The 24,886-nt window shown below is 71.0% G+C and carries 19 protein-coding genes; 4 read left to right on the top strand and 15 right to left on the bottom strand.

The features are described 5' to 3' along the window. Positions 1–169: 169 nt before the first annotated feature. Positions 170–2,146 carry a DNA cytosine methyltransferase gene (locus DMB38_RS15080; protein ID WP_240662247.1) on the bottom strand — a complete coding sequence of 659 codons (1,977 nt, stop codon included), beginning with the start codon at positions 2,144–2,146 and terminating at the stop codon, positions 170–172. 481 nt (positions 2,147–2,627) lie between these two features. Between DMB38_RS15080 and DMB38_RS15075 the strand changes: the two genes are divergently transcribed. Beyond that, the gene (locus DMB38_RS15075) at positions 2,628–4,877 is read left to right on the top strand and encodes a sensor histidine kinase (protein ID WP_125935630.1); all 2,250 of its coding nucleotides are present in this window, start codon (positions 2,628–2,630) and stop codon (positions 4,875–4,877) included. Continuing rightward, positions 4,874–6,091, top strand: coding sequence for a response regulator (locus tag DMB38_RS15070; protein WP_125935629.1), 1,218 nt, complete (start codon positions 4,874–4,876; stop codon positions 6,089–6,091). Before DMB38_RS15075 ends, DMB38_RS15070 begins: the two co-directional genes overlap by 4 nt. Positions 6,092–6,178: 87 nt before the next feature. On the opposite strand, the gene DMB38_RS15065 is transcribed toward DMB38_RS15070, so the two are convergent. The 4 genes from DMB38_RS15065 to DMB38_RS15050 all read right to left on the bottom strand — a co-directional run bounded on the left by DMB38_RS15065 (position 6,179) and on the right by DMB38_RS15050 (position 11,748). Then, a complete protein-coding gene (locus tag DMB38_RS15065) occupies positions 6,179–8,224 on the bottom strand; it encodes a hypothetical protein (RefSeq protein ID WP_125935628.1) in 2,046 nt (681 codons plus the stop codon). Between the two features lie 415 nt (positions 8,225–8,639). Further along, positions 8,640–9,767 (bottom strand): hypothetical protein, encoded by a 1,128-nt coding sequence (locus DMB38_RS15060; RefSeq protein ID WP_240662245.1) that lies wholly within the window; start codon positions 9,765–9,767, stop codon positions 8,640–8,642. 135 nt (positions 9,768–9,902) lie between these two features. Then, positions 9,903–10,949 carry an LLM class flavin-dependent oxidoreductase gene (locus DMB38_RS15055; RefSeq protein WP_125935627.1) on the bottom strand — a complete coding sequence of 349 codons (1,047 nt, stop codon included), beginning with the start codon at positions 10,947–10,949 and terminating at the stop codon, positions 9,903–9,905. Between the two features lie 52 nt (positions 10,950–11,001). Next, positions 11,002–11,748, bottom strand: a complete 747-nt coding sequence (locus tag DMB38_RS15050; protein WP_125935626.1) for an SDR family oxidoreductase — start codon at positions 11,746–11,748, stop codon at positions 11,002–11,004. 62 nt (positions 11,749–11,810) lie between these two features. On the opposite strand from DMB38_RS15050, the gene DMB38_RS15045 reads away from it, so the two are divergent. Beyond that, positions 11,811–12,158 carry a MerR family transcriptional regulator gene (locus tag DMB38_RS15045; RefSeq protein ID WP_125935625.1) on the top strand — a complete coding sequence of 116 codons (348 nt, stop codon included), beginning with the start codon at positions 11,811–11,813 and terminating at the stop codon, positions 12,156–12,158. A 58-nt stretch (positions 12,159–12,216) separates the two neighbouring features. Here DMB38_RS15045 and DMB38_RS15040 read toward each other — a convergent pair whose 3' ends face one another. The 10 genes from DMB38_RS15040 to DMB38_RS37490 all read right to left on the bottom strand — a co-directional run bounded on the left by DMB38_RS15040 (position 12,217) and on the right by DMB38_RS37490 (position 22,644). Beyond that, positions 12,217–13,500 (bottom strand): MFS transporter, encoded by a 1,284-nt coding sequence (locus tag DMB38_RS15040; RefSeq protein WP_125935624.1) that lies wholly within the window; start codon positions 13,498–13,500, stop codon positions 12,217–12,219. After that, the gene (locus tag DMB38_RS15035) at positions 13,497–13,985 is read right to left on the bottom strand and encodes a MarR family transcriptional regulator (RefSeq protein ID WP_125935623.1); all 489 of its coding nucleotides are present in this window, start codon (positions 13,983–13,985) and stop codon (positions 13,497–13,499) included. The genes DMB38_RS15040 and DMB38_RS15035 overlap by 4 nt, the downstream gene beginning before the upstream one ends. Positions 13,986–14,018: 33 nt before the next feature. Then, the gene (locus DMB38_RS15030; protein ID WP_125935622.1) at positions 14,019–14,516 is read right to left on the bottom strand and encodes a Pycsar system effector family protein; all 498 of its coding nucleotides are present in this window, start codon (positions 14,514–14,516) and stop codon (positions 14,019–14,021) included. 125 nt (positions 14,517–14,641) lie between these two features. After that, positions 14,642–15,829 carry a hypothetical protein gene (locus DMB38_RS15025; RefSeq protein WP_164716009.1) on the bottom strand — a complete coding sequence of 396 codons (1,188 nt, stop codon included), beginning with the start codon at positions 15,827–15,829 and terminating at the stop codon, positions 14,642–14,644. Between the two features lie 31 nt (positions 15,830–15,860). Then, a complete protein-coding gene (locus DMB38_RS15015) occupies positions 15,861–17,699 on the bottom strand; it encodes a hypothetical protein (protein WP_125935620.1) in 1,839 nt (612 codons plus the stop codon). A gap of 86 nt (positions 17,700–17,785) precedes the next feature. Further along, positions 17,786–18,274 carry a hypothetical protein gene (locus DMB38_RS36125; protein ID WP_164716007.1) on the bottom strand — a complete coding sequence of 163 codons (489 nt, stop codon included), beginning with the start codon at positions 18,272–18,274 and terminating at the stop codon, positions 17,786–17,788. A gap of 39 nt (positions 18,275–18,313) precedes the next feature. Further along, positions 18,314–19,060: a hypothetical protein gene (locus DMB38_RS36120; protein WP_164716005.1), complete on the bottom strand. Its 747-nt coding sequence runs from the start codon at positions 19,058–19,060 to the stop codon at positions 18,314–18,316. 80 nt (positions 19,061–19,140) lie between these two features. Then, entirely contained in the window at positions 19,141–19,836 is a 696-nt protein-coding gene (locus DMB38_RS15000; RefSeq protein ID WP_125935618.1) for a Crp/Fnr family transcriptional regulator, read from the bottom strand. A gap of 70 nt (positions 19,837–19,906) precedes the next feature. Further along, positions 19,907–20,788 (bottom strand): AraC family transcriptional regulator, encoded by an 882-nt coding sequence (locus DMB38_RS14995; protein ID WP_240662243.1) that lies wholly within the window; start codon positions 20,786–20,788, stop codon positions 19,907–19,909. A gap of 110 nt (positions 20,789–20,898) precedes the next feature. Beyond that, entirely contained in the window at positions 20,899–22,644 is a 1,746-nt protein-coding gene (locus tag DMB38_RS37490; protein WP_164716004.1) for a sigma-70 family RNA polymerase sigma factor, read from the bottom strand. Between the two features lie 323 nt (positions 22,645–22,967). On the opposite strand from DMB38_RS37490, the gene DMB38_RS14985 reads away from it, so the two are divergent. Beyond that, positions 22,968–24,860, top strand: a complete 1,893-nt coding sequence (locus DMB38_RS14985) for a collagenase (protein ID WP_125939044.1) — start codon at positions 22,968–22,970, stop codon at positions 24,858–24,860. The last annotated feature ends 26 nt before the right edge of the window (positions 24,861–24,886 follow it).

Raw genomic sequence — 24,886 nt, 5'->3', positions numbered from 1 at the left:
ATCACGACCAACATGGAAAGGGACGCCAGGAACACCGAAGCGGCGAGAGACGCCGGATGGACCGTAGTGCGCATCTGGGAGTGGAGGTCAGGGCCGACGCCGAGCAGGCCGCCGAGCGCATCGCCCACGCGGCAAACCGCAGCGTCCCGGTTCTCCCGGCAGGGCCCTGTCAGCCTGTGGTTACCGCAACATCCAAGGTGGCTTCGGTTCCCTCGTCCTCCTGCGGACGGGTCGGGCAGTAGTTGCTCAGCGGGCAGCTTCCACAGACGGGCTGCTTGTCACGACAAAGGTTCTCGCCGATGAACCTGATGGCGGCCATGCGCACCGGTGCGTTCCGGCCGGCGCCGAGAAGCTTGATGAGGTTGAGCCGACCCTCGGTCAGTCGGTTGGTCAGGTGCGATTCGTTCTGCTGCACCCTCGCAGCCACCCGCAACGCACTCTGGCCGACCAGCATTATGTCGCCGCCGGCCAGCAGCCTGAACAACGCGAGCTCAGCCGGCTTGAGCCCCATCACCTTGCTGTGATCAAGAACCGAATCTGCGTTCACCCAGACCTCGGGCTTGTCGACGACCGGACTGAGCCTGCCCTCCAGACGCTTGCGGAGTGCTGTTGTCGGCGCTGCGTTCACGAGGGCGAGATAGACGTCCTGCGTCAGTTCCCTGTGCCCAGCGACCTCGTCCATCACGTCGGAGAGCTGCTTCGGGTGCAGCTTGCTTCCTGAGAGCACCGCCATGACGAGAGCCCCGAGCGGCTTCATCTTCCGGCCACCGGGGAACTGGTGCCACTGCTTGCCCGCCCGCTGCTCCTTGGCCCAGCGGGTCAATTCCTCGCGTACCTTCGGCCACTTGTCCGCGGCCTCGTCCCCAGCGGGAACATCTTGCGGTAGGAGAACCCGGGCCGCGGCTTCGCCCAACAGCGGGGGAACTGCGTTGCCGATCTGGCGGAAGGCGTCGCTCCGCGTACCCGAGAACCGAAAGCGGTCGGGGAAGGTCTGGATCCTTGCGGCTTCACGCACGGTCAGCGTTCGCGCCTCTTCAGGATGGATGTACCAGTAGCCGTCCTTGGCGATGTGCGCTGTGATGGTGCGGCTCAGTTCCTTCCAGTCCAGCTTCTTGTACTTGTCGGTGAATTGCTCCGCGTCGTACCTCTGGAAATCCTTCTCGTCCTCTTCCAGTTTCTCTTCAAGCTCGGAGTAGAGGGTTTTGGAATCCATGACCGTGAAGATCCTGAAGTCGTCCTTACGAACCCGCCGCGTCATGTGGTCGTGAATTACACCCTTGTCCGCTCTTCTGCGCATTTCTTTGGCGAAGGAAGAGGGCTTCGGCTCCTGCTCCTCGTCGTAGTCGCCGACTCGGGCACCTACCGCTTTCAAAGCCTCCGGATTGAGTGCAGGAAGGTCACCGATGGCATCCCGAAGGGTGGTCTGTTTCTTCGGCTTGCCCCACACGAAGCCGCCACCGTCTCTCCGTGCGAGGAGGATCAGACGCTTCCTGTGCTGCGGCACGCGATAGTTCCACGCATCGACGAGACGCACCTGGGTCACGTACCCAAGACTCTCCAGCTGTGCCTCGATGATGCGGATCACGCTGAAGTCATCGCCGAGCCCCATATCAGGGACGTTCTCCATGAGGACGGCACGTGGAAGGAGCCGCTCCACCACATCGACGTAGGCGCGCCAGAGTTCCTTACGCAGATCGTGCGGGTCGCGGTTGTGGTACTCGACCAAGTGCCGGATCTTGCTGCGTCCGGCACGACTGAACGGCTGGCAGGGGGGGCCTCCCGCCACAATGTCGATATCGGCTCCGGAGTCCAGGATTCGCTGGACGAATTCGCCTCGCTGGTCGTCATCGCCGAGGTCGACACAAAGACTCATTCCCGGAAAGTTCGCTGCATGCGTCTCGCGAGCCCGCTCGTCGAAGTCCACGGCCGCAGCGGTGGTCCATCCGGCTCGTTCAAGGCCCAGGCTCAGTCCGCCGGCGCCCGAGAAGAGGTCGACAGCTAGGCGTTTACCCTTTCCGTAGCCGGACTGGACCCATTTCCTGAAGTCGTCCGGCTCACAGTGGTGCCTGTGCTTGTCCAGTTTGAGGTAGTCGCTCCGCTCCAGGGGCACGCCATACGTGTTTTTTGCCCCCTTCTCCTTCGCCACGACCCACTCCTCCGTACCTGACGACCTGAACGACCTCCAGGAGATCACGCACGACGCTGCGAAGGCAAGGCTTCCGGCCGGTCTACGCCGCCGTAAAGCCTCGTCTGTCACGCGGGTGACCTGCCTGGTGAACACCGCTGTCCACTCACCTACCCATTGGTAACTTGATGCAGTGTTCTACTCTGAGCCACCCCATGTTAGAGGACACCGCCTGGGCTGCTCCTCGAGACCACCCTGTTCCGGTTGCGATACGTCCACGAACGTCATCTGTCTCAACGAACCCCCGGACCAGAAGACACGTTCGATCACGGGCTCTGCCCCGTTCGTCGGGCGTCGGGTGCTGTGGCCACCTTGAACCCCCGTCCCGGCACACGTGCTGCCCAAATCTCCTGAGCAGCGTCTCCGGAGCCCTCCCCGCCGTTAAGATCGTAGTTGGCACTCCTCGGGCGGGGTGCGGGTGCGAGCGGTCAGAGGGGCGAGCGTGGACTCCGAGAACACACAGACGTTCCTACGTCCCCGTGCGCGCCTGATGAGCACACTCGGTGAGGAACTGATCAGCAACGAGCGGGTGGCGCTCACCGAGCTGGTCAAGAACGCCTACGACGCCGATGCGAACCTGGTTGTGATCAGGTTCAACGGGCCGCTGGAGGAGGGCTACGGTTCCATCGAGGTGTGGGACGACGGGCACGGTATGTCCCCCGAAACCGTCCGGGACACCTGGATGGAGATTGCCACACCGTTCCGGCACCGTGCCCCACGCAGTGAGGAGTTCGGGCGAAGGGTTCTTGGTGCAAAGGGGATCGGGCGCTTCTCCGCAGCCCGCCTCGGCGCCGTGACCGCGATCTGGAGCCGCAAGGCCGGCGGCCCCGAGGTGAACATCCGGCTCGACTGGAGCGACTTCGCTGCCGAAAACGCCTACCTCGACCAGGTACCGGTCCAGTGGAACGTGGGCGCTCCCGAGGTGTTCGCAGACAACGGCGAAGCACGACGCCTCTTCGACGAGGTGACAAGTGCTTTCCGCACAAGCGAGAAACAGTCCGCCTGGATGGGCTCTCACGGCACCCTCGTCCGACTCGAAGGGCTTCGGCAGGACTGGGGGGCCGAGTCGGTGGAGAGCCTGAAGCGGTCCCTGTCCCGACTCCTTCCCCCTCCTCCGCCTGTGGAGCTGGAGGTACCCGACCAGCCGGAGTTCGCGATCTACCTCTCGCTTCCGGCTGGGCCATTGGACCACCACACGGGTTTCGTCGGGGCCAGCGAAGCTCTGGCGCATCCGCACTACCGCCTCATAGGGGCCATCGACGAAAACGGTCTCGCCGACCTGACCATGACCAACCTAACGTCCGGGCTGTCGGAGACCCTGAACCAGCACCTCTTCCCGTCGCACGGGAAGGCACCCAAGTGCGGCCCCCTGAAGCTCGACCTCCGTACCTGGGACCTCGACTCGGCATCCCTCAAGGAGATGCTCAACATCGACCTCGGGGCCCGCAACATCACCGAGGTCCGTAAGCTGATCAAGGACAACAGCGGCGTCGCCCTCTACCGGGATGGCTTCCGGGTGCAGCCCTTCGGAGAGGTCGACTTCGACTGGCTGGGCTTCGACCTCCGTCGTGTGAACAACCCCACCATGCGGTTCTCCAACAACCAGGTCGCGGGCTTCGTGTACATATCGGCGGACGGCAACCCCGGGCTTCGGGACCGGTCGCACCGGGAAGGGCTCATCGACTCGCCCGAGTACGAGGACCTGAAGGGTGTTCTGACCCAGGCCGTGAGCCGCCTCGAGACCTGGCGCTACGGGCTGCGCCGCCCGCAGGGAGAAGGCCGCAAGTCGGGTCCGATCACGGTTGACACCCCCTCCGGTGCCGGAAGCGACCGCCACGGTCTGTTCCAGAACTTCAGCCTCTCGCCCGTCCGGGACGTTCTCAACGCGAAGTACCCGGACGACACCGAGTTGAGCCGCGCGCTGGAGGAGGCTCAGGAAACGATCGACGAGAGCGTCGAGAAGGTCCAGGAGGTCCTCTCGCAGTTCTCCCGCCTCGCGACTCTCGGAGCGCTGGTCGACGTCGTACTGCACGACGGTCGAACGGCACTGACGCGGATCGCCTACGTCCTCCGCCGGCTGAACAAGCTGGCAGGCCGCAAGCGCGACGAGGACGAACAGCTCGCCTCCGCTCTCACGAAGATGCACGTCGACCTCACCGCGCAGGAACAGGCTCTGGACCGGCTCTTCACTCGCGTCGAACCGCTGAGCGGCCGGCGGCGGGGCCGCCCCCGCGCCCTGTCCCTTCAAGCCGCGATCGACGAGGCCGTCGCGGTCCACGAGGGCACGCTGGAGAAGCACGGCATCACCGTCACCGTCAGCGGCGAGGACGTGACAGTGACGGCTGACCCCGGTGACATCTCCCAGGTGGTCCACAACCTCGTGGGGAACTCGATCTACTGGCTCTCCAACCTGCCCGAGGGGAAGGAGCGCGCCATCCTCATCGAGACGAGGCGGACGTCCGAGGACGAGGTCGACATCGACGTGAGCGACAGCGGCCCCGGAGTGCGTGAGGAGATCCAAGAGATGATCTTCGACACGTACTTCAGCGACAAGGAGGACGGCATCGGGCTGGGCCTCAGTATCGCCGGCAGTGTCGTGAAGGACTTCTACGACGGCGATCTGTCCCTGGTGACGCCAGGGCCCCTCGCCGGAGCCACGTTCAGGGCAAGACTGCGAAGGAGAGTTGGGTGACGGAGGGGGGCGCGGTGTACCGAGTCTTGATCGTCGAGGACGAGGTGGACATCGCGGAGGAACTGTCCGAGATGCTCTTGGAGGAGCTCTCGGACCTCGGAACGCTCCACATCCATGTAGAGAACGACTTCGACGAAGCTGAACGCCTTCTGGAGACCCAAGCGTTCGATCTGGTTGTTCTGGATGTCCGGGACGCGACACGGCGCGGCTCCGCCGCGCACCCCAACCTGCAGGGCCGTGAGCTGTACGACCGGATCGCCAAGACTCGCTGGGTGCCGGTCGTCTTCTGCACCGGCCTCGCGGAGCAGGTGAGCGACCTGGCGCAGCCACCGCTCATCCAGGTGGTGCCGAAGAACCGACTGGACGACGCCGTCACCGCGATACGGGAGGGGCTTGAGTCCGGTGTCCCGGTCCTCACCCGGCACATCACCGCTCTCGTGGACGAGCACGTACGCGGATTCCTGCGGGACGAGATCGCCCCGAACTGGGACCGGCTCGGGGCTGTCGACCGTAGCCAGATCGCCCCCGTCCTCGTGCACCGCCTGGCGGCCTGGCTGAAGGAGAATGCGGCCGAGGCCCTCGGAGCCGCGCTCGGTTCCTCCGAGGACCGAGTGATGGGACACGCGTCGACCGCCCGGATGTACCTGATGCCGCCGGTCACGAGGCACGTGACCGCTGCAGACGTTCTGCGGAACCCCCAGGACGGCTGGTGGCTCGTCCTCACCCCTGCGTGCGACCTCTACGAGGACCTGCCCGGCGGCGGCAATCGCGCGGCCAAGGCCGAGTACGTACGTCTCGCCAAGGCGGTTCCGTTGAGCGAAGCACCCTTGATCGCTCGTTGGAAGAAGGCCGGATCCCCCGCCAAGGGGAGCCGGGAGCGGAACGCGGCTCTGGAGATGTTCCGCGACAACAACGCCCGTTACCGGATTCTGCCCAAGTACCTCGACATCCCGGACCTCCTGGTCGACTTCGAGATCGTGCAGTCTGTTCCGTTGGCAGAGGTCCGCTCGTGGACCCGAGTCGCCACGCTGGACAGCCCGTTCGCCGAGGCCATGCTGACCTCGCACGGGCACACGGTGGCCAGGATCGGCACCCCGGTCGTCGACTTCGAGAACATCAAGCAGTCCCTCGGGCTGGACGGAAAAGGGAAGGTGGCGGCCCAGGACTCTGTTCCGAACCCTCGTACTACGACGAAGGACGCCAAGAAGTCCTGATTCCTGGCCCGGGTGATCAGCCTGCCGGCCATCTCGTCGGCGCGTTGGATTCTGAAGCGTGATCCGGGCTTGACCGTGTCGGGGATCTCAGACGGCAGAGTCGTGCAGCCCCGTGATCCATGGGAGGCGAGCTGGCCCATGCCTGCGCAGGGCCCGATACGCCGGCACGAACTCGTGGACGAGTGCGACGGGCGGAGCGCTGTTCAACCGGTGGCATTCTCCGGCGAGGACTTCAGCGAAGGCCGTCAACTTGCGGCGGGTTGGGCCCTCAAGCAGGCGTGCTGCCGCCTTGGCCCCGTCGCTGATCAGCTTCGTGGTGCTGATCAACTCGTCCTTGGCGGCTGGATCCCCGTGTGCCAGGGTAGGCGACAAGCGGTCTCGTTCTCCGAGCACGTGGGCAGCTGCCAGGCAGAGAACCGTCGACGCTGTTGTCTCGGCGGGCTCTCCCGCATTGGTCATGGCGTTTGCCAGCAGGGGGAGAGCGGCGAAAGGCAGGGGGTCGGCGGCGTCCCAAAGGGGCTCCGCGACCTGGAGCCCGGCATGTGTTCCCGTACGGTCCACGTGCAGCAGCGGCCGGTCGGGAGAGGTCTGACGTAGTTCCCAGCGCTCGACGCTGGGGTCCGCGATGGCGGCCATGAGGATCGCGCGAAACGCCTCTCTCAGGCTCTCAACGGAGACGTCTGGCACGTCCAGCCGCACGAGACTGCCATGGCGTCGGATGTCCAGCACCGGGAATCTGGCTTCTCCAGCTGCCTGGAGTATGGAGAGGTCTCGGCCGACGTAGTTCGAGTCTTCCGCGCCCCGGATGACCAGTGATGCGTTCTGTGCGTAGGCCACGGCGACCCCGTGCTCGAACCCGCGGCAAATGGCGCGAGCGCGGAGCGCTGCGTCCAGTACCTCTTCAAGATCGGCTGGTCGTCCGCCCAAGAGGAGTGTGCTGTTGACGGGGTCCCAGCGGAAGTCCTCGTGTGCGTTCGCGTTGCGCCACTCAGAGCGGATCGTCGAAGCAAGGAACTTGCACAGCGGCTGACTGTCTTCAGCTGCCAGCAGATCCCGGACGGTGGCGAGCGGGGCCCCCTGCGGAACCGTCCTTCCCAGCAGTTCCAGTACCACAACAGCCGTGCGCTTGACGTCTGCTTCCAGTACGGCGCGGTGCAGGTCCATGACCGCCCGCGCCTTTTCTTCCTGGTATTCCTCCTGGTAGTAAGCGTCAAGGTAGGCGATCTGTCCGCGATGGGAGGACAGCATCTCCGGTTCTCGAGCGACGTGTCGTGCAATCACTGAGCATGTCAGTTCCGGTTTGGACTTCAGCTGGGACGTCACCAGATCACGTCCCAGGAGGGCAGCGCGGTGCGTCACCAAGGGGCGATCGGACAACGCGACGACAGCAAGGTGGTGGAGAAGTATCACCGTTAGTGGTAGCGAGTCATCGATCAGATGTCTCATGCTCCGGCGCAGCCGACGATCGAGTGTCTTCGGGGCTTCCGCCCAAGCGGCCAGTAGGCGGGCCCGTGACGCCACACCCGACCCGGGACGCAGTTGCTCGGCCGATATGCCGAGGGTTCGCTGGTAGACGTCCTCGTCAGGAAGGTCGGCGTGATCAGTCCTGGCGGCAGCCTCCAGAGTTCGCCCGGCCGCTTGGGCCGCGAGAGCATACCTACGTGCCGCAGACCAAGCGGGCTCCGCCCATCCCTGTTCCAGGGAGGCGAACAGCGCCTGAGCCTGGCCTCGATTCGCTTGCGCCAGGTCAGTCGCCAACCGTTGCTCGGCCACGCTGGTGCGGGACGGACCGAACCGGGACACCTCCTCTGTGACAGAGCTTAAAGCGACAACCGATGCACGGAGACGCCGTAACAGCTCTGGAAGCTGCTTCCCGACGGTCCGGCCAGAAGCGGTCCGCAGGCGCAGGATCTCCGCAACCAGCTCGTCGGTCTCCCGCTGAAGCCCGGGCAAATCGGCGTCCCTCAACACTGATTTCCATTGTGCGTGGGTCACGGGCACAAAGGCAACATCCTGCTGTCCCGTGATCTGGTCAGGAGGCGCGGAGAGTTTCAGCTTTCGGATCACTGCTCGCACAGCGGCACAGGACTCTCGTTCGACTGCGCCTAGTTGGTCGGGGAGGGATACGTCCACCAGCATAGGATGGCATCGGTACCCCGCCCGAAGCCTGCTGTTTTCCTCGCGCCTGTCGGTGCTCGCCCACGGTGACGATGCTGGTGCGGGGCCGCCGTCTGCGTTGGGCAAGTCCCCTGCCTGCGTGCGCGATGCGTGAGCGGATGGTGTGGCACAGGCCGCCGCACGATGGATCGGCTGTCAGGGTCGAACGTTGCTGACCAGCAGAAATCAGACCGCCGAACACCACCCAGAGCCATCCGTCACGATCCTGCGGGCCCTCGTAATGCGTAGGTCAAGGGTTCGATTCCCTTAGGCGGCTCCACCGAACCCCGGCTCAGAATCTCTCTGAGCTGGGGTTTTTGGCGTCATCGGCGAAGTGGGTGCAAGGGAGAGGCCCCGGACGGGGGGGCCGGGGCCTCTGGGGGTGTGGGGGTTACTCCAGGACGTTGAGGGTGTTGGTGGCGTCGTCGACGAAGTACAACGCGTCGCCGTCCAGGTCCACCGCCAGGCCGAACAGTGCGCCCGCGCCGGGTGGGTCCCCGCTGTTGTCGAGTTGGCGGTGGGCCACCTGGCGGCCCTCCGGGGTGGTCTCGACGATGTCGCCGTCGCCGCCGTTGACGGTGAGGATGTGGCCGTTGGGGGCGATGGCCAGGCCCAGGGGGCCGTTGAGCCGGCCGCCGCTGGTGACGACCCGGCCGGTGCCGGCGCTGGAATGGCGGAACAGGGCGCGGGGGATGACGGTGATCCGGTTCTTGACCGTGTCCGCGACGTAGAGCGAGCCGTCTCTGGCGAGGCCGACGCCCGTCGGGCCGATCACCAGGGCATCGGGGTCGGTCTTCTGGGCGAAGCCCGAGCCGATCGTGGTGGTCCGCACCCGCTGCGGCGGCTCGTTGCCGTAGCGCCTCAGGGTGATGCGCAGGACGGTGCCCCCGTCCACTTCGTTGCCGCCGCCCGCCACCGTGCCGTTGAGCACGTTGGTGACGAAGAGGTCGGTGCGGTTGCCGTAGCTCGTGGCGGTCATGTCCCACGGGCCGTTGATGCCGCCGCCGGCGAACGTCTCGCGGACCTTGCCGTGGCTGTCGAGGACCAGCAGGCAACCCGCGCGGGCGGTGCCGGACGTGCCGTCGGTGGTCGGCAGGCTGCCGACGACCACCCAGCCGCCGGGCAGGATGCTCAGGGCGGTGGTGAGTCCGACGCCGCCGGGGCAGGGGCCGGGCAGGCCGGCCGGGTCGATCTGGGCGAAGAGGCTGGCGGTGCCCCGCGGGCTGATCTGGACCAGGGTGGTGCCTGTGCCCTGCTGGTTCTGGCTGTTGTTGAAGTTGCTGACCAGCACGTTGCCCCGGCGGAGTTTCCCGTTGTCGCGCGGGACCACCGCCGTGCCGTAGGGGTTCAGGTCGCCGTTCGCGGGGACCGTCGAGGCGACCGGGCGCACGGTGTGCAGACGGTCGAGGAACGTCCCGTCCGGCGGGGCGGCGCCCGCCGCGGCCGTCGTGGAGAGGGCCACGGCGGCTGCCAGCGCGGACAGCCGCCGTACCCATGGTGACAGAATGTTAATTCTCATGCGCACAAAGTTAAAAGTGGTGCTGCGGCCGGTGCGTGCGACCGCGCGTTGCCCCTCGGGCAAATTCGCCCGGACGGTGCACCCCTCCCGGCGTCGGCACCGTTGCCATACCGCTGTGACCTGGCCTTTTTCTCCTCAGGCGAGGAGCAGGGCGAGTCGGGTCATCTCCGTGGGCGGGTCGATCACCGGCTGGATGAGGAGTTCGTCGACGCCCGCCTGTTCCAGGGCTGTGATGCGGGCGCGGAGGTCGTCGCGGGTGCCGACGAGGGTCAGGGCGTGCATGAGCGAGGGCAGGATCAGGTCCCGGTCCCGCGGTGCGATGCGGCAGAGGTAGCCGGGGTAGAGCCTGGTGTACCGGTCCGGCGCGGTGGCGGTGGTGCCGCGGCGGTGCAGGAGGCGGCGTACCGCCTCGCGTTCGTCCGGGCCGAGGTGGTCGGCGACGCCCGGTGTGTCGGCGGCGAAGGCCAGCAGCGACATGACGAGGTGGCCGGTCGCGTCCCGGGCCGCGTCACCGGCGGGGTCCTCGTCCTCGTCGAGTACGTGGAGCGCGGTGATCAGGTACGAGTCCCCGGAGGGGCCCGGTTCGCGGGCGGAGGCGTCGCGGCGGGCGGCGTGCAGCGCCCGCCAGGCGGCGGGGTCGAGCAGGCCGAAGGAGATGAGGCCGGTGCCGCGGCGGCCCGCGACGGCGGCCGCCTTGGGACCGCGTAGCGCGGCCACGACGAACTCGATCGGGTCGGTGGTGTTCACGTGCGCCCCGGTGTGCAGGAACCGGATGTCGCCGGCCCGGTCTCCTTCGCGGTACGCGGCCGGGCGTCCGGCGCACAGGTCCTGGAGCGCGGCGACGAAGTCCTCCAGCTCCGCCGCCCTGGTGGGCTGCATGCCCAGGGTGCGCCTGGCCGTGTTGCCTGTGCCGACCCCGCAGATGATCCGGCCCGGCGCCAGGGCGTTGAGGCTGGCGAACGCGCTCGCCGCCGCCGGGGCCGAACGCAGCGCCGGCGAGGTGACGCCGATACCGAGCCTGATGCGGCGGGTGGCCCGCGCGCAGAGACTCAGGGCGACGAAGGGGTCGCCGTGGACCATCGGGGTGTCGTAGACCCAGAAGCTGTCCAGGCCCGACTCCTCGGCCCGTACGGCGAGCTGCTCCACCCCGGGGTGCGCGGCGACCACGACTCCTGCACGCATCCGGCCTCCAGCACACGGGGATCCGACCGGACTGTTCCTACCCGCGGGCCGGTCAGACGACGCCGGCGCGGATCTCCTCGTAGAGGCGGGTGGGGTCCTCGGCCAGGGATCTCTTGACGTGGGTGCTCCAGTCGTCGGCCAGGACTTCCGCCGCGCCTGCCTCGATGCCGTCCAGGCCGGCGCGGGCGACTAGGGCGGGGTCGCCCTTCGGGCCCGTGTAGGCGGCGCTGAAGTCGGTGTCCACCGCGCCGAGATGGAGGGCGGTGACCAGGGTGTTCTGTGCCGCCAGTTCCATGCGGACGGCGTTCGTCAGGGCCCACTGGGCGGCCTTGGAGGCGTGGTAGCCGTTGGTGCCCGGGTAGGCGAACCAGGACTGTGCGGACAGGACGTTGAGGATCGCGCCGCCGCCGTTGGCCGCCAGGGCCGGGGCGAAGGCGCGTACGACGTTGAGGGTGCCCCAGAAGTTCGTCTCCATCTCCGCGCGTACGGCGGCGAGGTCGCCGGTGACGAGGTCGGTCCAGTGGCTGACTCCCGCGTTGTTCACGACGAGCGTCACGTCGCCCGCCGCGTCGGCGGCTGCCGCCGCCTGGGCGGGGTCGGTGACGTCCAGCCGCAGCGGTACGGCGCCGGGGAGGTCGACCGACTCCGGGCGCCTGGCCGCCGCGTAGACGCGGGTGGCGCCGCGCTCCAGGAGTTGCTGGGCGAAGAGGCGGCCCAGGCCGCGGTTGGCGCCGGTCACCAGGGCGACCGAGCCGTCGAGGCGGAGGCCGGGGGAGGGGTGGGTGTGCGTGGTGGTCATGCCGGTACGCTAAGACCTACCGTTGACGTCAGGTGCAAGTCCTGCGCCGGAGAGAGGTGCCCGTGCGTATCGGAGAGGTCGCCAGGCGCTCCGGGGTGAGCGTCCGGGCGCTGCGCTACTACGAGGAGCAGGGGCTGCTCACGCCCGCCCGCAGCCCCGGCGGGCAGCGCGAGTACGCCGACGATGCCGTCGACCGGGTCCGCTTCTTCCAGCAGCTCTACGCGGCCGGGCTGCCCAGCCGCCGCATCGCCGAGCTGCTCCCCTGCATCGACACCGGCACCACGACCGGCGAGCAGCGCGCCATGCTCGACGCCGAACGGGCCCGGATCAGGCAGCGGATAGACGAGTACACCGCCGCCCTCGCCCGCCTGGACGAGATCGTCGAGGCCGCCGCGGAGCGCCGCTCCTGAGCACCGTCACGCGCGGCCCCGGGCGCGGCGTTCGGTGCCGCCCACCCCTTCTGCGTGGTCAGGAGGCCGGCTCGGCGGCGGCCGAGGGCGCGGGCAGGGGCTGTGCTTCCGGCTGCGGGGTGCGGTAGGCCCTGAGGGGGGTGTTGGCGGCGGCTATCGCCGCTATGACCGCCACCGCCGCCAGGCCGCCCGTGACCAGGGAGACCGTCGCCGAGGTGGCGGAGGCGACGAGGCCGCCGCGGAAGTTGCCGAGTTCGGGTCCCGCCACGCCGATGACGTGTTCCACCGACGAGACCCGGCCGCGGTAGGCGTCCGGGGTTTCGAGCTGGACCAGGGCGCTGCGGGTGACGACCGAGACCGTGTCGGCGGCGCCCGCCACGGCGAGGCAGGCGAGGGCCAGCCAGAGGGGTCCGGCCAGGCCGAAGCAGGCGAGGGCCGCGCCCCAGACCGCGGCCGCGGTCAACTGGACCAGGCCGCCGCGGCGGACGCGGGTGACGGTGCCGGAGAGCAGCCCCGCCGTGATGCCGCCGACCGCGACGGCGGAGAGGAAGAGGCCGAGGGTCTGCGGATCGCCGTCGAAGCGGACCTCGTTGACGAGCGGGAAGAGCGCGACGGGCATCGCGAGGAGCGTGGCGGACAGATCGGTGGCCAGCGAGCCCCACAGCGTGTGGCGGTGCAGGACGATGCGCCAGCCGCCGCGTTCCGCCCGGCGTCTGCCGCCCTTCTCCCGTACACCCTCGGGGCGCATCGGGGGCAGGCGGAGGACCGCGGCCGTCGCGACGGCGATCGCGGCGGCCTGGGTGGCGTACGCGGCGGGGAGGTCCCAGCGGGCGATGATCAGCCCGGCCGCCGCCGGTCCCGCGAGCATGGCGAACTGGAAGGAGACGTTGTTCAGCGCCAGGCCCGCCGCGACCTGGTCGGCCGGCAGCAGGCGGACCGGGAAGGTGCGCCGGGCGGGGGCGCCGAGGGCGGAGAAGGCGGTGCTGAGGGCGACAAGCGCGAGCAGGAGGACGACGTTCCTGTTGTCCGCCAGCGCCTGGGCGCACAGGGCGCCCGCGGCCAGCAACTGGCCCGCCGTCGTGGCCCGTACGAGCGTGCGGCGGTCCACCGTGTCGGCCAGGGTGCCGCCGAGGAGGCCGAAGAGGATCATCGGGACGCCGGTGGCCAGCCCGATGGCGCCGGTGCCGACGGGGCTGCCCGTCAGGTCCCAGACCTGGGCGAGCACGGCCACGAGGGTGACCTGGGCGCCGAGTTGGGAGGCCGACGTGCCGATCCACAGGGCGCGGTACGGGGGACTGCTGCGCAGCGGGCGGGTGTCGAGGAAGCGGACGCGCCGGCTCATCGGGGTGGCTCGGCGAGGTGGTCCTCGATGCGCTCGCGCATCGACCGGTCCGCCAGCGCCGCCCGTACGTCCTCGACCACCGCGGTCATCGCGTACGGCAGCGTGTCGTTCAGCTCGGCGACCGCCGCGTGCGTCGCGCGCCACTCCGCCTCCAGGAACGGGACGAGCGACCGGCCGCGTTCGGTCAGCTCGATCCGCCGGGTACGGGCGTCGGGCCCCGGCTCGGAGGTGACCAGGTCCTCCTTGCGCATGGCGGCGATGGTCTGGCTCACCGCGGAGTGGGAGCGGTGCAGCGACTCCGCCAGCTCGCGGATGGTCAGCGGCCCGGTGTGGGCGAGCCGGATGAGCGGATACGCGAAGCGCGGGCGCACGCCCTTGATGCCGCGGTCGGCGTAGACCTGCTCGATCTCGGCGTCGAGGCCGGCGAGGAGCGTGTGCAGGGACTGCCAGGGGTCCGGCAGCTTGGTGGGGTCCGTAGATGTCACAGCGCTAATATAACAGTGCTGTGATAAATATCCTCAGAGCAGTGCCGTCGCCGCGATCACCGCTCCTCCCACTACCAGGCACCCCACCGCCCACCGTATCCAGCGGTACTTCGCCGCCAGGATCGCCCCCAGGTCGTACGACTGCTCCAGCAGCCAGCGCCCCGGGTCCCGCCCCGCCGCGAGCACCGCCGCCGTCGCGTCGTCCCGCCGGGTGCCGCGGTGGAGCGCCGTCGGCGACGGGCCCGCGCGCGGGCGGCCCGGCCGGGTACGGGGCAGGGTGACGATGGCCAGCATCGCGATCCCCGCCAGCCACAGCACCACCCCGGCCACGCCCGCCGGGCCCGAGCCGACGCCCGCGCGCACGGCCGGGAGGGCGAGCGCGGGCAGGGCCACGCTGCTCGACAGGAGGACCGCCGCCTTGGTGTCGGCCCGCGCGATCTCCTCGCGGAGGGTGGTGAGCAGCCGTTCGGCGACGTAGCGGGGGCCCGGCTCGGAGAGCGGGGAGACGGGCGGCGAGGCGGACGGCGACACGCACGCCGGGACGGGCGGCGGGTCCGGCGGTGCCGCCCCGCAGGGGCCGTGGACGGCGGGTGCTGTGGTGCGGTGTCCGGGGCCGGCATCGTCCCCGCCTCCCGTCTCGTCTCTCCGCCGGCCGGTCAGTCGGTCCCCTCGGCCGGTCCGGCCGGTCCGGCCCGCTCGGGTGCCTCGGCGGCCTCCCCGCCGTCGTCGCCCGCCGGTGCCTGCCAGTACAGGCTGGGCCCCGTCCCCGTACCGCCGCCCGTCAACTGCGGCAGCGAGTCCGACGTGACGTGCCGCGTGCCGGACCGCAGGAACTCGACGACCACCATGGCCTGGTCCCCCAGCTCCCAGCGTTCCAGGAGCCCGCCGTCGATCAGCCGGGACATCAGCTCCATGCCGTCCTGGAACTCCTTGCGCTGCTCCTTGCGGAACATCTTCCGGATCTCCGCCACGTCCTTCGGGTTGCGCGCCATCATCTGCGCCATCAGCACGTGGTCGCCTCTCTCGACCGCCTCCTGGAAGTCGTTGGCCCACTCGCGGATCAGCTTGCGCTTGTTGCCGTCCCTGAGGTGGCGCAGCCTGTGCTTGAGCCGTTCCAGGTCGGTCTGGTGCAGGACCCGCCCCCTGCTCTTGCCGTGGTCCTGGATCAGCCGGTCGGCCGAGATGGTGACGAACACGTCGAGGTCCAGGCCGAACTGGCTGCCCAGCGGCTGCGTCCGCAGCTCCGCCCGCACGGCGTCGCGGACCTCCTCCGCGCTGTTGATGGAGTAGCCGCGGGAGACGTCGCGCAGCCGCTGCTCCAGCTCCGGTACGAGCAGCGCGGCGACATCGGTGACCTGCGACCGCGCCACGAGCTGCGGGTTGCTCACCTGCCACCGCACGTCGACCTCCGCGGGGAAGGTCCTGCCGCTCTCCGCCGCGGGCAACTCGGCCTTGAACGACACGGTGTGCCAGCCGAGTTGCAGCTCGAAGGCGGTGTACGGGCGGGGGAACCACCAGCGCAGCAGGAACCGCACCCCGCCGTCGGGGTGCACCGTCTGCGTCGGCCGGCCGCGGTAGTAGAGCACGGTCGCGACCTGGGCGCTGGGATGCTTGTACGGCCACTCCGGCCGGTACTCGCGCAGGAAGGGCCCGGCCAACCGCTGGGCGGCGGCAGGCCGGTCGGGGCGGGTCCCCGCCTGCGGGGCGCCGGGGGTCAGCCCCGTCAGCCGGCCCGGCGGGGGCGGCGGGAGCGGCGGCGCGGGCGCCGGACCCGGTGCGGCGGGCATCGGCGGCGGGCCCGGCGCGGGCGGCGGGGCGGGGACGGCTGGGGGCGGAACGGTCATCTGCATACCTCGTCTCGTCCGGCGGGCCGGGTCAGCTCGTTCGTGCGGTCATGGCCCGCCGCCCGGCAATCGCTTCGCGCAGCCTGCGTACGGTGGCGGGCGCCACGGGTTCGTCGGGGTCGCGCTCCAGGCGGCGTACGAGGTTGCCCAGCCGCGCGGCGTCGTCCTCGTGGTACAGGGCGTGCGGCAGGAACGCGCACAGGACGTCCAGCAGGTGCGGATCCTCGTCCCCGTTCCGTATCCACTCGGCGAGCGAGTCCTCCAGCCGCTCCCGCGACCTGGCCGTGTCGAGACCGCACCACACCAGGTCCCCCAGCATCCGCGTGAGCCCCGGATGCGCGTCCAGCAGGGCGGCGACGAGCGGCCAGCGCTCGTGGTCGCGGCGCGCGGGGGTGTCCTGGAGCCCCCACAGCCGGGAGGTGTGCAGCAGGATCATGTAGTCGACGGTGATCAGCGCGAGGTTGCGGTGGCTGGTGCGGCGGTCGCCCATCCAGGCGCCGAGCCGCTTCAGCACCGTCTCCGGTTCCGCGCCGGCGAGCAGCCGGGCGGCGCTGAGCGCGCCGTAGCGGAGACCGAACGGCTCCGGGCCCTCGTACTGCCGGCCGGCCATGCGGCCCAGCTCGTCGAGGGAGGCGGACACCGACTCCGCCACCGTGCCGAAGCCGTGCACCAGGGCCGCCGTGCCGGCCCGCGCGTCGTCGTCCTCGCGCGCCCACCCCCGTACGGTGTGCCGCACCACCACGCGCAGCGGCTCGCTCAGCGCCGCCGCCTGGGCGAGCATCGTCGCGGCGGCGAGCTGCTGCTGCAGGAACTCGTCGGACGCCAGCGGGAACACGATCTCCTGGAGCGCGTACCCGAAGTCCAGCGTGCACAGCGCCCCGGCGGTGATCGCGGCCGGCACCCACACCACCGGCCGCTCGTCCGCGCACTGCGTACGGAGCCACTGGCAGAGCGGCCCGCGGACGTTGTGGTGTTCCTCCCACACGTGCGCGAGGACGGCCCGCGCGAGCGCGCCCCCCTGCAGCCGCACCTTGCGGGTCTCCAGCCGCCGCCCGTCGGCGAAGAGCACGTCCCCGGTGAAGAGTTCGGCCCGCGCCGCCGCCAGCCGGGCCCTGCTGTGGTCGCCGAAGAGCACCCGCCCCGGCTCCCGGCCCGGCTCCGCGGCCTGCGCGAACTCCCACGCCAACTGCTCCGCGGCCGAGGTCGCGACGCTGTACGGCGAGCCGTTGTAGACGGCCGCCGCCGTACGGAACGCCGCCTGCCGCAGCGCGCCCGCGACCGCGTCACGGCCCCGCGGCGCGGCCCGCCCGGTGGACGCGAACCACGACCGGGCCTGGGACGGGGCGAAGGTGCGCAGCCCGGCGAGGAGTTCGTCGTCGGTGGACTCCCCACGCAGCCGCGCGACGAGCAGCCGGGCCAGCGACTCCACCTCGTGCGGCCGCAGCGGGTCGAGCCCCAGCGCCTCGGTGACGTCCGGCCGCCGCGCCAGGGCGAGCGCCTCGGCCAGCGGTTCCTCCTCGGCGTGGCCGAGGAGCGCGGTGAGGTGCCGGCGCAGCATGCCGTCGGCCGACGCCGTACGGAAGAGGTGGCCGTAGCGGCCCCGGAGCAGTTCGTCGCCGAAGGCGTCGGTGCCGACGACGAGGATCGCGTACGCGCCCCGCCGCGCGAGGAGCGCGCCGAGCCGGTCGAGGTGCAGCTCGGCGGGGCGCTCCGCGACCCATCTGCCGTCCCGCTCGGGCCGGTCGCCGTCGTCGGCGTCGGGACGCCACCGCGGGGCGAGCGGCACCTGGTCGGCGATCTGCACCAGATAGCCGCGGCCCTCGGCCAGATCGGCCTCCGCGATCCGGTCCAGTTCGGTGCGCGGGTCCATCCGCTCGACCTGGCCGCGGGTGACCTCGTCGAGCAGCGACAGCGCGGCGTAGCCGCGGCCGCTGCCCGTGTCGCCGCAGAGGGCGATCAGGCGCTGCCGCTCCAGGATGCCGCGCAGCTCCGGATAGCCGGGGGGCTCTTCGAAGACGAGCCGGAGGCGGCGGAGTTCGTCGCGGGGGACGGTGCCGGTGACCAGGCGCGGGATGTCGGCGCGGGGGTGGTGTAGTGGTGGTGGTCGCCGAGGTGGACGTCGCCGCGGGTGCCGTCGACGATGGCGTTGCGGCCCTGTACGTCCACGAAGTTGGCGCGGGCCTGCCGCGCGGCGTCGTACGCGCCGTCCTCCACGCGGCCGGTGAAGGGGCCGGAGTGCGCGGCGCTCAGCAGACCTTCGTCGGAGCCGCCGCCGGAGCCGCCGCCCGGTCCGCCGCCGTCGCCGCGGCCCTGCCCGCCGCCTCCGCCGCCCGCGTGGCGCCCCGCGCCGCCGCCCGCGCCGCCCCCGCTTCCGTTGCTCCTCCCGCCGCCACCGCCGCCCCCGCTCTGCCCGCCCGTGCCGGAACCGCTGCCGCCCTCACTCACCGCGCTCCGCCCCCTCCGCGCCGCCGTCCCGCTCGCGGGTCACGCGCACCCCGACGATGTCGCCGTGCACCTCCGCGCCGTCCACGATCTGGTTGTGGCCGTTGACGTTGATCCAGTACTTCGCCCCCGGTGCCTGCCCCGGCCGCCCCCGGGCGCCGCGGTCGGGGCAGGCTGCTCGGGCGGTGCGGCCGCCGGCCAGGGGGGCGCGGCCCGGCGCGGTACGTGGAACCACGCGACCTCGTCCGTCTCCTTGGCCCGTACCGGAATCGGCCGGTAGTGCTCCGGCTCCACGAACCTGCCGCCCTCGGCGACCACCGAGTGGTAGAGGACGTCGGAGGCCACGAAGACCACGTGCACGTCGTCGTCCGCCGCCAGGATCGCCTTCGCCGGCTCGCTGTCGCACAGCCGGCACGCCAGGTCGACCGCCCGGCCCACCAGCCCCCTGCCGTCGTCGCCGACGGGCCCGCCGTGCATGGCGATCCGTAACCGCAGCGGCTCGCTCAGCCCTTCGTTGTGCTCGCGCACGCCCTGGTGGACCTCTTCGAGCCAGAGCCCGACCAGCGCCGCCGGCGGCACCTCGGGCGCCAGCGCGGCGAGCACGCCGTCGCCCCGGTCCTCCAGGTGCACCTGGTCGCCGCCCACCCCCACGGCGGCGAAGGCGGCCTCGAAGATCTCGTACATCCCCTGGCGCGCCCGGAGTTTGGCCCGGTGGCCGAGACGCCCGGAACCCTTGATGTCAGCGCTCACCACCAGCCGGTGGACCGACCCGCCCCTGCTCACGCTCACTCCAACCCCCTCGGACGACGCCCGGCGACCGTGCCGCGTACCTCAGGATGTCCGCGCCGGGCGCCGGTGTATGTAGCCGTTTACACAACCTCGGTGCCGTCTCCGGCCAGCAGCCGCAGCGGCTCGGTGTCGACGACGACCAGCCGCCTGGTCGCGGTACGGACGATGCCCTGCTCGCGCAGGAGCCGCAGCGCCTTCGCGACGGCCTCCCGGGTCGAGCCCACGGAGGCGGCGAGGTCGTGCTGCGGCAGCGGCAGGTCGATGGTCACGCTGCCGTCCGGGTGCCGGCGGCCGGTGCGCTGGGCCAGTTCCAGGAGCCGTACGGCCAGCCGCTGGAGCACGTTCTCCGAGGCCAGCGACCGCCGTTCGCCGTCGGAACTGCGCAGCCTGGAGCTGAGCTGCCTGAGCACCAGCGCGCTCACCGCGGGGCTGGCGCCGAGGAACCCGCGGAACCGGTCGCCGGGAATCACCACGGTGTCCACGGCGCCCAGCGCCGTCACCGTGGCGCTGCGCGGCCTGCGGTCGACGGCCGCCAGCTCGCCGACCAGCTCGCCCGCGCCGCGCAGCGCGAGGATGAGCCGGTGGCCGCGCTCGGTCGCCACCGAGACGACCGTCCAGCCGCGGAGGATGGCGACGACGTACGAGGTGGGGGCGCGCTCGGGCAGGAGCACGTCGCCGCTCGCGTAGCTCCGCGGTACGCCGAGTGCCAGCAGCGCCGCCCGCTCGTCCGGCCGTAACCCATCGAGCAGGGGCTGTTCCCGTTCGATGAGACTCAAGCCGACCGCCTTGGACCCATGAATTCCCCGCCCCGAAACGACAGCACGCTAGGGAACGGGCAGGCGCACGTCAATGCGGCCCGGGCGGGTACCCGGCGCGGAAGGCGCCCGGCGGCACGCCCACGCGGCGGGTGAAGAGCCGGGTGAAGTGCCCGGGGTCGGCGTAGCCGATGCGGCGGGCGATGGCGGCCACCTTGAGGTCCGTGGTGGCGAGCAGGTCCTTGGCCGTGTTCAGCCGGGTGCCGAGGACGAAGTCCTTCGGGCTGCACCCGGTCGTGTACTGGACCTCCTCGCGCAGTTCGGGCAGCGGCAGCGCGAGCCGGCGGGCGTGCTCGGCCACGGAGACCGGCAGGTGGGCGGCGCGGGCGAGTTCCTCGACGACCGCCGGTGGCCCGGGTGGCGGTTCGGTGCGGGAGCGGCGCAGGACGGCGAGGAGTTCATGGAGTCCGGCGGCGGAGGTGGCGTCGTAGGCGGGCTCGGACTCGTTGCAGACGGTGGCGAGTTTGCGGATCGTGCGGTGCGCGGGGGCGCCCGTGGCGAGGGGGGCGACGGCGCCGGCCGGGGCGGGGACGAGGCCGCGCTGGGCGCAGGCGGCGAGTGCCGGGCCGCTGAAGCCGGCGAAGGCCACCGTCCAGCCGGGCGCGCCGGGCCCGTAGCAGTGCGGGACGCCGGGCAGCAGCCACAGCAGCGCCGGCGCCCCGACGCGGATCCGCTCCCGCCCGCCCCAGGAGAACCAGCCGGAGCCCGCCAGCAGGACCAGCGCGACGTGGTGCTCCACCACCCGCGGGCCCACGCCGCGCGGCGGCAGGTCCTGGACGCCGAGGGCGGTGCAACTCACGCCCGCGTACCGCTGTATCGCCGTCAGCACCGGCCGCCGCCGCCACCGCTCCCGGCGCTCGTATCCCGGGGCCCAGCCGGCGCTCCCGGCGTCGGGCCGCGCAACGCTGCTCATGCCTCTCCCGTACGGACTCGGTGATCGGTTCCTGGAGGGGAGGAGCGCGTACGGGCCCGGGCGTCCCGCGACTTTGCCGGTGCTTTACCAAAGGTCCTCGCGGCCGCCGGTCAGTAGCCGAAGGCGGGGCCCCGGTAGCGGAAGCGGAGCGAGGGGGTCGCCTCGTAGTTCGCGGTCGTGCCGATGTCCGGGGCGTGCGGGCGGCCTTCGGCGGCGGCGCGCCAGTCGTCGAGGCCGAGGAACTGCCCGGAGGAGTCCCGCTGGGTGAAGACCACCTTGTCGTCGTCCTCCAGGAAGTACTTCCAGTGGGCGGTGGACGCGTCGGACCGGCAGGCGCCGGGCCGCTGGCTGACCGGGGCGCCGTCGGCGTCGGTGCCGGAGTGGGTGAGGCACATGCCGGTGGCGTGGTTGCGGATGCGTACCTCCTGGACGGGGGGCAGGGAGACGAGGAGTTCCCACTGCTGGCTGCGGCCGCCGTCGCAGTCGGCCTCGTACGGCTGGTCGCCGGCGGCGGCGCCGATGTCCATGCAGCGGCCGGTGGCGGCGACGGGCAGGGCGGTGCGGTCGTCGGCGGGCGGGGACCAGTCGGGCGGGGGGCCGGTGTCGTCGCCCGCGGGGGGCCGGCCGTCGGAGGCGGCCGGTTTGCGGGCCGGAGCGCCGTCTCCGCCGCGGTCCCCGGCGGCGCCGGGCCCCTCGGTGCGGTCGGCGGAGGCGGTGGGCGGGCCGGCGTCGTTCTCCCCGGGATCGGAGCTGCTGCTGCGCTCCGCTGTGGGGGTGGGGGCGGCGGTCGTCGCGGTGGGGGCGGGCGGTGGCGGTGGGGGATCGCCGCCGCCGGGGAAGGTGGTGGAGCCGGTGACGACGATGGCGAGGACGGCGGCGCCGACGGCGGCGGTCTTGACGGCGGCGGCGAGCCCGGTGGCGGCGGCGCCGGTGGAGGCGGAGGCAGTGGAGGCGGAGGCAGTGGAGGCGGAGATGGCGGCGCCGCCGGTGGCGGTGGCGGTGGTGGCGAGGGTGGCCGTACCGCCCGCACCGTCCGCCCCGTACGACGCCCCCGTCCACAGCAGCAGCCCCGCCGGAAGCGCCGTGCTCAGCGAGCTGTTCAGCTCCCGCAGTTCCGCGCTCGTCCGGCGGCACCGGCGGCAGACCGCCAGGTGGTGCTCGAGTCCGCGCTGCCCGCGGCGCCGCCGTCCACCGCGCCGTACCGACGCGGCCAGCAGCCCGGTGTAGTGCCGGCACTCCGCCGGTGCCCCGGCGGCCCCCGCGCGCTCCGCCAGATACGCCTCGCGCAGCCCCTCCCGCGCCCGCGCCGTGAGCGACGCGACGCCGCTCGCGGTCAGGCCCAGCAGCGGCGCGATGCGGTCCGGCGACTCGCCCTCGACCGCCGAGTGCCACAGCGCCGTCTGCCACCGCTCCGGCAGGCTGCGGAACGCGCGCAGCACCAGGTTCGCGTCCTCCCTGCGGAGCGTCCCCTCCTCGCTGCTCTCCACCGTCGGCGCCCGCGTCAGCCAGCCCTCGAAGTCTGCGGACAGCTCGGTGCGCCGGGCCGTACGGGACCACGCGGCCGCGGTCCGCCTGACGGCCGTCAGCAGGTACGGCCGCCACGGCCCGTCGGGACCGCTGCCGCCGCGCACGGCCCGTAGCGCGCCCGCGAAAGCCTCCGACGTCAGGTCCTCCGCGGTGTGCGGGTCCCGCGTGCAACTGCGCGCGTACGCCAGCACCGCGGCGCGGTGGCGCCGGTACAGCTCGTCGAGCGCCGCGTCGGCGGCGCCGGGGAGCGCGTCGCGTATCAGGGCGGTCAGGTCGGCGTCGCCGGGGGCGGCGCCGGATGCGGGGGAGGCAGGGGGGCTTTCGGACATGGCGGTCATTCCATGAGGGAGGAGAGGGCGAAAGAGCGCTTGCCGGGGAGAGAGCGGGCCGCGGGCCGCCCGTCCCGCGACGATGCGAATCCGTTATGGGGCGGGGGTGTTCACGCATCAAAAGTGCAAGTGCCCGCGGTGACGGGGACCTTGGCTCGCCATGTGACGTGTGTAATTTTACATGGCACCAAGCCTCGTGTGCATGACAGCCAGTTGCTTCCGGCCGTCCCGCGCACGCGGAACGTACGAACTCGGAGGCTCACTTGACAGCCAAACCCCCCATGTCGAGAACGGGGTTCTTCCTCCTGGTGGTCGCCCTGGTGATGTGTCTGGGGGCGGGGTACGCACGGATCGCCCCCGCCGCCGGAGCCACCACCGCGCCGGGCGGGGCGCCCGCGCCGGCGTCGGCCCCCGCCCCGAAGCAGTCCACCCCCGACGCACTCGCGGCCGCCCTCGCGCCGGCCGAGCCGATGACGACCGCCGAACTGAAGGCGGACGCCACCCTCCTCCCGCCGCGGGAGGCCGGCACGGACCCCGCCGCGCGCAGGCTGGCCCGTACGGCAGCGGGCCCCGGGGCGGCGTGCGACGTCGCGGACTTCGCGTCGAAGACCGGCGGCGCGCTGGTCGAGCAGATCAAGGCGTCGGAGACGGCCTGCGTCAACACGCTGTTCGGCGTCACCGGCGCCGACGCCCGCGCGCTCTTCCAGGAGTCGCAGATGGTCACGGTCGCGAACGCCTACCGTGACACCGCCGCCTCGTACCAGGGCGACAACAGCGCGTCGATCACGCAGATCGTGCTGTACCTGCGCGCCGGCTATTACGTGCAGTACGGCGACCCCGAGGGCGTCGGCGAGTACGGGCCGGCGCTCAAGACCGCCGTCCAGGGCGGTCTGGACGCCTTCTTCGGCTCCTCCCGCGCGTACGACGTGACGGAGGCCAACGGCCAGACGCTCTCCGAGTCGGTCATCCTGATCGACAGCGCCATGGAGAACGCCCGCTACCTGAACGTCGTCAAGAAACTGCTGACGGACTACGACTCCTCGTACGACGAGTTCTACTGGATGGTCAACGCCGTCAACAGCACCTACACCGTGATCTTCCGCGGCAACTGGGTGCCGGAGTTCGTCGACGCGGTGGCCGCCGACCGGAGCCTGCTGACGCTCCTGCGGGACTTCGCGACGAACCACAAGGACCTGATCGGCACCGACAAGCAGTTCCTGACCACCAACGCGGGCCGCGAACTGGGTCGTTTCCTCCAGCACGACAAGCTCCGTGAGGCGGTCCGCCCGCTGGCGAAGGAACTCCTCGGCGCCACCTCCCTCGACGACCCGGCCACCGCGGCGCTGTGGGTCGGCGTCGCGGAGATGACCGACGCGTACGACAAGGAGAACTGTGACTTCTTCGGCACGTGCGACCTTCAGGAGCGCGTACGTGAGGCGGTGCTGCCGGTCGCGCACACGTGTAGCGGCACCCTGGAGATCGTGGCGCAGAAGCTGACCGGCGAGCAGCTCGAGCAGTCCTGCGCGAGCATGCTCGGGCAGGACGAGTTCTTCCACGGCGTGGCCAAGGACAACGGGCCCGTGGCGGACGACAACAACACCAAGCTGGAGGTCGTCGCCTTCGACTCCAGCCTCGACTACCAGACCTATGCCGGGGTCGTCTTCGGCATCGACACGAACAACGGCGGCATGTACCTGGAAGGCGACCCGGCGAAGGAGGGGAACCTGCCGCGGTTCATCGCCTACCGCGCGGAATGGGCCGACGAGTTCGAGATCTGGAACCTCAACCACGAATACACGCACTACCTCGACGGCCGCTTCAACATGTACGGCGACTTCGAGGAGAACATGAAGACGCCGACGGTCATGTGGGTCGAGGGCTTCGCGGAGTACATCAACTACGCGTACCGCGACCTGCCCAACGAGAAGGCGATCGAGGAGGCGGGCAAGAACACCTACGCCCTCAGCACGCTCTTCGACACCACCTACGAGAACACCGACACGACCCGCACCTACCAGTGGGGCTACCTGGCGGTCCGCTACCTCCTCGAATCCCACCCGGACGACGTGGCGACGCTGCTGGGCCACTACCGCACGGGCGACTGGGAGTCGGCACGCACGCTGCTGACCACCACGATAGGCAACCGCTACGACGCGGACTTCGCGGACTGGCTGAAGAAGTGCACCACGGGCGCCTGCACCACCCCGACGCCCTGACGCACCCCCCACCCCCCGGTGCCCCG

Source organism: Streptomyces sp. WAC 06738, from assembly GCF_003945505.1.
GTDB lineage: Bacteria > Actinomycetota > Actinomycetes > Streptomycetales > Streptomycetaceae > Streptomyces.
The sequence above is the reverse complement of the archived record's forward strand: the minus strand, read 5'-3'. Positions and strand labels throughout refer to the sequence as shown.